Source organism: Planifilum fimeticola (genome assembly GCF_003001905.1).
GTDB lineage: Bacteria > Bacillota > Bacilli > Thermoactinomycetales > DSM-44946 > Planifilum > Planifilum fimeticola.
On the sequence record NZ_PVNE01000055.1, the window covers coordinates 1 to 5,788 of the forward strand.

The window sequence follows — 5,788 nt, forward strand, 5'->3', positions numbered from 1 at the left end:
AACGAAAATCATTTCGATCACCTATGAATCCATTCGACCATGAGGTAACATTTTCCTTCGGAATTTCCCGATCTAAGTTAGTCGACGGGGCACTACATTGTTGTCACAAACAAATCATGAGGAAAATACTCGAATGCTAAATGCCAAAGACTATCTTGAATCAAGGGGGAAATTACAAAACCCTGCCGAATTGTACACTAAAATCAGTGATCGTTGGAAAAAAATAACTGAATATAAAAAATGCGCTATAAAGAATTAAACGAGATTCTAGATGAAGAGAGGATTAAAGAACAGAAGAGAGTGAGGGAGAAAGAAAAAGAAATGTTGGATCAATACAAACATTAAATAGAAATTTCAATGTTTAGTGGACATGGAGTGATTGCAACGGGAGCGGTGTTGCGAGCCATAAGCTGGCGCTATAAACATCGGGAGATCTTTAGGGCCGGATGGAATATGGCGAAAAGTGGAGCTAAATGGCTTGGAAATAAGGTGAAGGGATGGTTTTTCTCATAGAACATGTTGAAATACCATGAAAAGGGACTTGAAAATGAAAAAACGTATCCGCCCCAATATAAAACCGAAAAACCCTTCCCTTCGGTTCCTGAGGCAGTAAAAAAAGCGGCAGCGATGTATAAGAAACCTGGTGAAAGCGAAGATGTAGGAGCTAGTCGGGCCTGGGTATCGGGCCAACTTTATTATTATGCCACCTATGGTCAAGGAAAGTTCGATCCCAATAAAATTTCCGAAGGGTACTTGGTCATTCGGGAGGACGGATCGGTTCCGCCGTTCTCAGAGGCGAAAAAGCCGCTTAGGATGATCAACTCCACGGATGGAATGTTCCGGGAAATATTGCTTGGAGGGGCCGCACTATGCCAACCGACCAACGTATAACTGAGAGGAGCTGGAGAGGCTGTTAAGCCGAATCCATGCCCTGCTGAATGAGCCTTTGCCTCCGGACATTCAGGCTGCCTTTGACGTATTCCAGAGCATTCCCCGAAGGGCCCTGGAGGAACAGCAGGAGATTAGGGAGATCGTCCTGGCGACAGAGAAAATGTTTCATGAACTGACCACCCACTATTTGATCACAGAGGAATTTGTTCAAAAATTGCGATCTCAATTTTATCGATATATCGAATGCCTGTTCATCCAACACGATGTCCAGGTATCCACCTACCACGAACGGGAGACGGTTTTGGGGTATCTTTCCTCACAGGTGTCCATTATTGCTGTGGTGGCGATATCCCCGCTTGAAAAAACATCACCGGGTGATGACTATTATGAACATGGAAGATTTAGAGGCTCAAGAGGACGACCGAAATGACCTGCGAGGGAGAAGAATACCGAAAAACACATTTTGAGTGGGTGTTTTCCCGGACGAGAAATCCAAGAGATAATGAGTTAATGCGAAGTGCCATTAAGTAGAGGATAAAAATTGGTGACCGATCCTTGGGTTTGGGCAAATAGTTGATTAATGATGCAGCGTCAGCGGTAAAGAAGGCGGGAAATGTGGTTTCAAAAGGTTGGAACACAGTAAAGGGATGGTTTAGTTGAATATAAAGAAGTCTGTGAAAAAAAGAGTTCCTGATAAGGTTATTCAGACGGTAGAGCGATATAAGCGGAGAAAGGAAAAATACCATTTTCTTCCTTGTGGTATTGAATATAGGGGTGAGACTTACTATTACGTTGAATACTATCCAAACGGAAATCCCCTTGTAGTTCGAGGAGATGGCACGGTTCCATATTTTGATGAAGTCAAAAAAGTGATAGAGTTAGCCCCTCTTGTAACTTCTGTAAAAAATAGATTTTATTACAAAGCGAAGCATCTGCTCAGAACCCGGACTACCCAGTCGTATCGTCATATATTGTCCTTGTTGGAAAAAATCGAACAAGAACTTCAATATCGGTTGTCTCCAGAGCTTCGGGAAGACCTGGAAACCTTTCGGCAGGTATCGAAATTCCAAATTGAAAAGCGGCGGGAAATGGAAGATGCGATAGCCAAGGGAAAAGCTCTCCTTGATAAGGTTTTTCAAGACTTCAGGGCGACTGAGGAAGAGATAAAAGAAATGAGGAAATTGCAATTACAAGTTGTACAAGCGATGTACGATCGAAATCAGGCCCAACTTCAGTCCTTTGAGAAGAGAGAACGGTTGATGCGCGCTCTCGTTCGCTACATCCCACCCTGGAAAATCCTTACGTGGATGCGTTATCTTATGCTGCTTTTTTATCACCGGAACATGATGAATCAGATACGCCCTGAGGATAAGAGATTGATTCAACAGATTGAGCGTTCCCTTCAAGGGAAGTATCAGGATTCAGATTTAGCTATATATAATCATTTGTTTCGTACAGCGCGCAATCCTCGCATACAAAAAGGTGATGACGATGGCAACGGTTTTAAAAGAGGGATTTAGATTTTACCAAGAGCATTTTGGAAAAATTGTGCTCATAAATGTAACCTTGGTTTTTCCGCTTTTGGCTTTCCAATTGTGGATATCCAATTATTTTTACGTAATATACGAGACAATGTTCAAATAAACAACTATAAGGATAGACCGATAGATTATGGAGGATGCGATATAAAAGGGAATAGGGAAAAGGGTATAAATATGTTCCCACAGACTCTCGTCATGGCTCGAAATCCCAGGTAATACATTTGCAAATCCGAGAGAAAAAGGGATCGCCACTTTGGCGGTCCTTTTTTATGAGACATTACGGTCTATGACCCAATAATCCCTTGAGATATCATTCAAAAAATAAATGAATAACGTTGATTTGTTGATAAAGTTCTATTGACCCAAAGGGATCAGCAGGTATAATCTTCGGTGAAAGACTTTGGATTCATATGGGATTTTGCAAAAAGACTGGAGGAAGTGTAATGAAGAAGGTGCTCTCATGGATACTGACCCTCTGCCTGGTTTTCAGCAGCGGATGTTCTTTATTTTCGGAGAAGAATGCCGACCAAACGCCCGATAAAAACAAAGTGAAGCAGGCGGCAACTGATGTGGAGGGGATGCTCCGGGAGGGACCGGGCAAATACGCCGGGGACAAGTATGATGAGGAAAAGGTAAAGGCGGAGCTGGACAAACTGCCCGACAACATGACGACGGACGAGGCTTACAACCATCTGGTGGCTCTCTTGGCAGAGGATTATAAACCCGAAGTCAAAGCCCTAGACGAACTGGATCCGACTATCAGGACCGATCGTGAAACGCCGGGAAGCGTCAATGCCCCGGAGGAGGGGAAGCTTCCCAAACGGGTGAACGTGGAGATTCTGTTGGATGCCAGCGGGAGCATGGCCGGCCGGGTGAGCGGCGGGGTGAAGATGGACCTGGCCAAGGATGCGATCCGGAACTTTGTTTCCAAAATGCCAAAGGGTGCCCAGGTGGCGTTGCGGGTCTATGGACACAAGGGAAGCAATCAGCAGAAGGATAAAGCGCTCTCCTGCAAGAGCACCGAAGTGGTTTATCCACTGGATGCCTATGACAAGTCGTCCTTTCAGAAGTCTCTAGACAAGTTCCGACCGACGGGCTGGACTCCTCTGGCCGCGGCGATCGAGCAGGCGAAGGACGATTTGAGTGGTGAGACGGGAGGAAATGTGGAGAACATCATCTACGTGGTGAGCGACGGGATTGAGACCTGTGGCGGGGATCCGGTCAAGGCAGCGAAGGAGCTACACGATTCGGAAATCCAAGCGATCGTCAATATCATCGGCTTTGACGTGGACAACGCCGGACAGCGGGCGCTGAAGAAGGTGGCGGAAGCCGGCGGGGGCAAATACACCACGGTAAACACCGGAGAGGATCTTAGGAAGCATTTGGAACAGGAATATGATCGGTTGCGGAATGAATGGACAATATGGGGGCTTGATAGTGCATCGGATGCTCGAGAAATTTGGGGAGAAAAAATAGATATTTTGAATGAAGCTTCCTATGGTATTCAAGATAAGTACCTAAGGGAGCATGAAAGAATGGTGGAAGCAAAGGACTACCTTGAAAAGAAGGGTAAGTTACAGGACGAGAGAGCATTACATGATAAAATCTGGAACAGACGCAACCTGCTTTATGATTACAGATATGAAAGACATGACAAGTTGCGCAATTTACTATGGGACTCCAAAGATAAAGAGATTGAAAGAGTTAAAGAAAAAGCAGGGGATATGGAAAAGAAGTATGAACAATAGGTGGGGGTTTCGGCCATATTCCGGGAAAGGCCCGATTTGGAAAAATGGGTCCTCTCCCGGCGTCTATTTTTTATAATTGATTTTTTCTCATTTTTACCATCTAATAAGCAAGGGATTATGGTTACAGAAGTTTCTGAACGCGGAGAACCGGGCTGGTTTCATAAATTTCGGCATATTATTCGGAAAGTGCTGTGATGTTTGTTGGAGATTAGTTGAGAAAGGGGGTGGGTAATGGGTGAAAAAATTATTAATTCTTGGGATAGTCATTGGGGTGTTGGTCGCAGCTTATTTTATCCTTTATTTCATTGATGTTTCCGGACAGATATTGGAAGTGAGAAGGCCTACAGTAACGGTAAAAAGCATGGAGGAACGAAATTATACAGAAAAAGGGCTCATACAAAGGGGAATAAGTTCCGAACAAGCGAAAGACATTGTAAACCATCCGAATCAATATCGACGTGTATTTCTTACCTTTGATCTCCATAACCGCTCAGCAGGGGCATCAGTTGTAGACATTCAAATTGAAGTGCATTTACCGGAGGAAGCTACACAGCGACTCGTTTGGATGGAGGATAATTTAAGTTTTCCATATGCGGGCACAAAAGAAGAACACCCTGACGGCGTGATTGCTTTTTTTAAACTGGAAAGAGGGGGACACGGAAGAAGATCTGGTGGAAATCTGCAAACAGATCCGATTTACGTTGACGGGTAAGAAAATAGGATTTTTTGGCTACGGTTCCATTTCGGTTCCGGTTCAATTTAGCGGAGACTAAGCGATTCAAGAAGAGGATTTTTCTCTTTTTATGGGGATTATGGAGGTCTGGAATATGGACTTTCTTAACCATATTCCAGGGATAAAACTAGTTATTATTCAGGGATAGCCTGGACAGATTTAAGGAGTAGATAATGGTGAAAAAACTATTGATCCTTGGGATTATAATCGCAGTCTTGGTTGTCGTTTATTTTACACTATATTTTATTGATGTTTCGGGACAGATATTAAAAGTGGATTGGCAAAAAGTTGTAGTGAATACAATTGAGGAGTACGGTTTTACAGAAGAACAATTGGTAAAAAGAGAGATTGACCCCAAACAAGCGAAAGATATTGTAAATCATCCGAATCATTATCGACATGTTAATTTTGTTTTTCGACTGAATAACGATTCTGCATGGGCGGCAGTTGGAGACATCCAAATAGAAGCACATTTACCGGAAGAAGCAAAAGAACGATTGGTTTGGATGGAGGGCAATCTTTTTATGTCTTATGTAGGTACGGTTGATAATCGACCTGACGGTTTAACTGCTATTTTTAAAATGAAGGAGGGGGACACGGAGACTGATCTGATAGAAATATGCAAACAAATCCATTTTACGTTGACAGGTAAAAAATTGGGGTTAATTGACCATGGTTCCATTTCGGTTCCGATCCAATACCGCGGTGATTAGGGGCCATATAAAAGCATATTTTCTTTTTTGTTGACTTGTTCAACTCGTTTGTATTTAGGAGAGGGAGTAGAAGCTATTTCAAAATTCGGTTTACACACCAAATAATGAATGCGATCAGGCAAAAAGCTCTATATATATGCAAATATCGGTCATACCGAACTA

Annotated in this window: 5 protein-coding genes; all 5 read left to right on the forward strand. The window is 43.3% G+C overall.

Annotation, left to right across the window (positions count from 1 at the left end):
- The first annotated feature begins 516 nt into the window (after nt 1–516).
- Nucleotides 517–891, forward strand: coding sequence for a hypothetical protein (locus tag CLV97_RS17475; RefSeq protein WP_106346807.1), 375 nt, complete (start codon nt 517–519; stop codon nt 889–891).
- Nucleotides 892–1,547: 656 nt separating this feature from the next.
- Entirely contained in the window at nt 1,548–2,411 is an 864-nt protein-coding gene (locus CLV97_RS17485; RefSeq protein WP_106346809.1) for a hypothetical protein, read from the forward strand.
- Between the two features lie 599 nt (nt 2,412–3,010).
- Complete coding sequence (locus CLV97_RS17490) at nt 3,011–4,180, forward strand: vWA domain-containing protein (protein ID WP_245891700.1); 1,170 nt, start codon at nt 3,011–3,013, stop codon at nt 4,178–4,180.
- 235 nt (nt 4,181–4,415) lie between these two features.
- Nucleotides 4,416–4,892 (forward strand): hypothetical protein, encoded by a 477-nt coding sequence (locus CLV97_RS17495; RefSeq protein WP_106346811.1) that lies wholly within the window; start codon nt 4,416–4,418, stop codon nt 4,890–4,892.
- A gap of 197 nt (nt 4,893–5,089) precedes the next feature.
- A complete protein-coding gene (locus CLV97_RS17500) occupies nt 5,090–5,626 on the forward strand; it encodes a hypothetical protein (protein ID WP_146130549.1) in 537 nt (178 codons plus the stop codon).
- The last annotated feature ends 162 nt before the right edge of the window (nt 5,627–5,788 follow it).

Excerpts from the sequence above, each read along its gene's own strand:
- CLV97_RS17475 (WP_106346807.1), top strand. The coding sequence starts at position 517 with ATGTTGAAATACCATGAAAAGGGACTTGAAAATGAAAAAACGTATCCG.
- CLV97_RS17490 (WP_245891700.1), top strand. The coding sequence starts at position 3,011 with ATGCTCCGGGAGGGACCGGGCAAATACGCCGGGGACAAGTATGATGAG.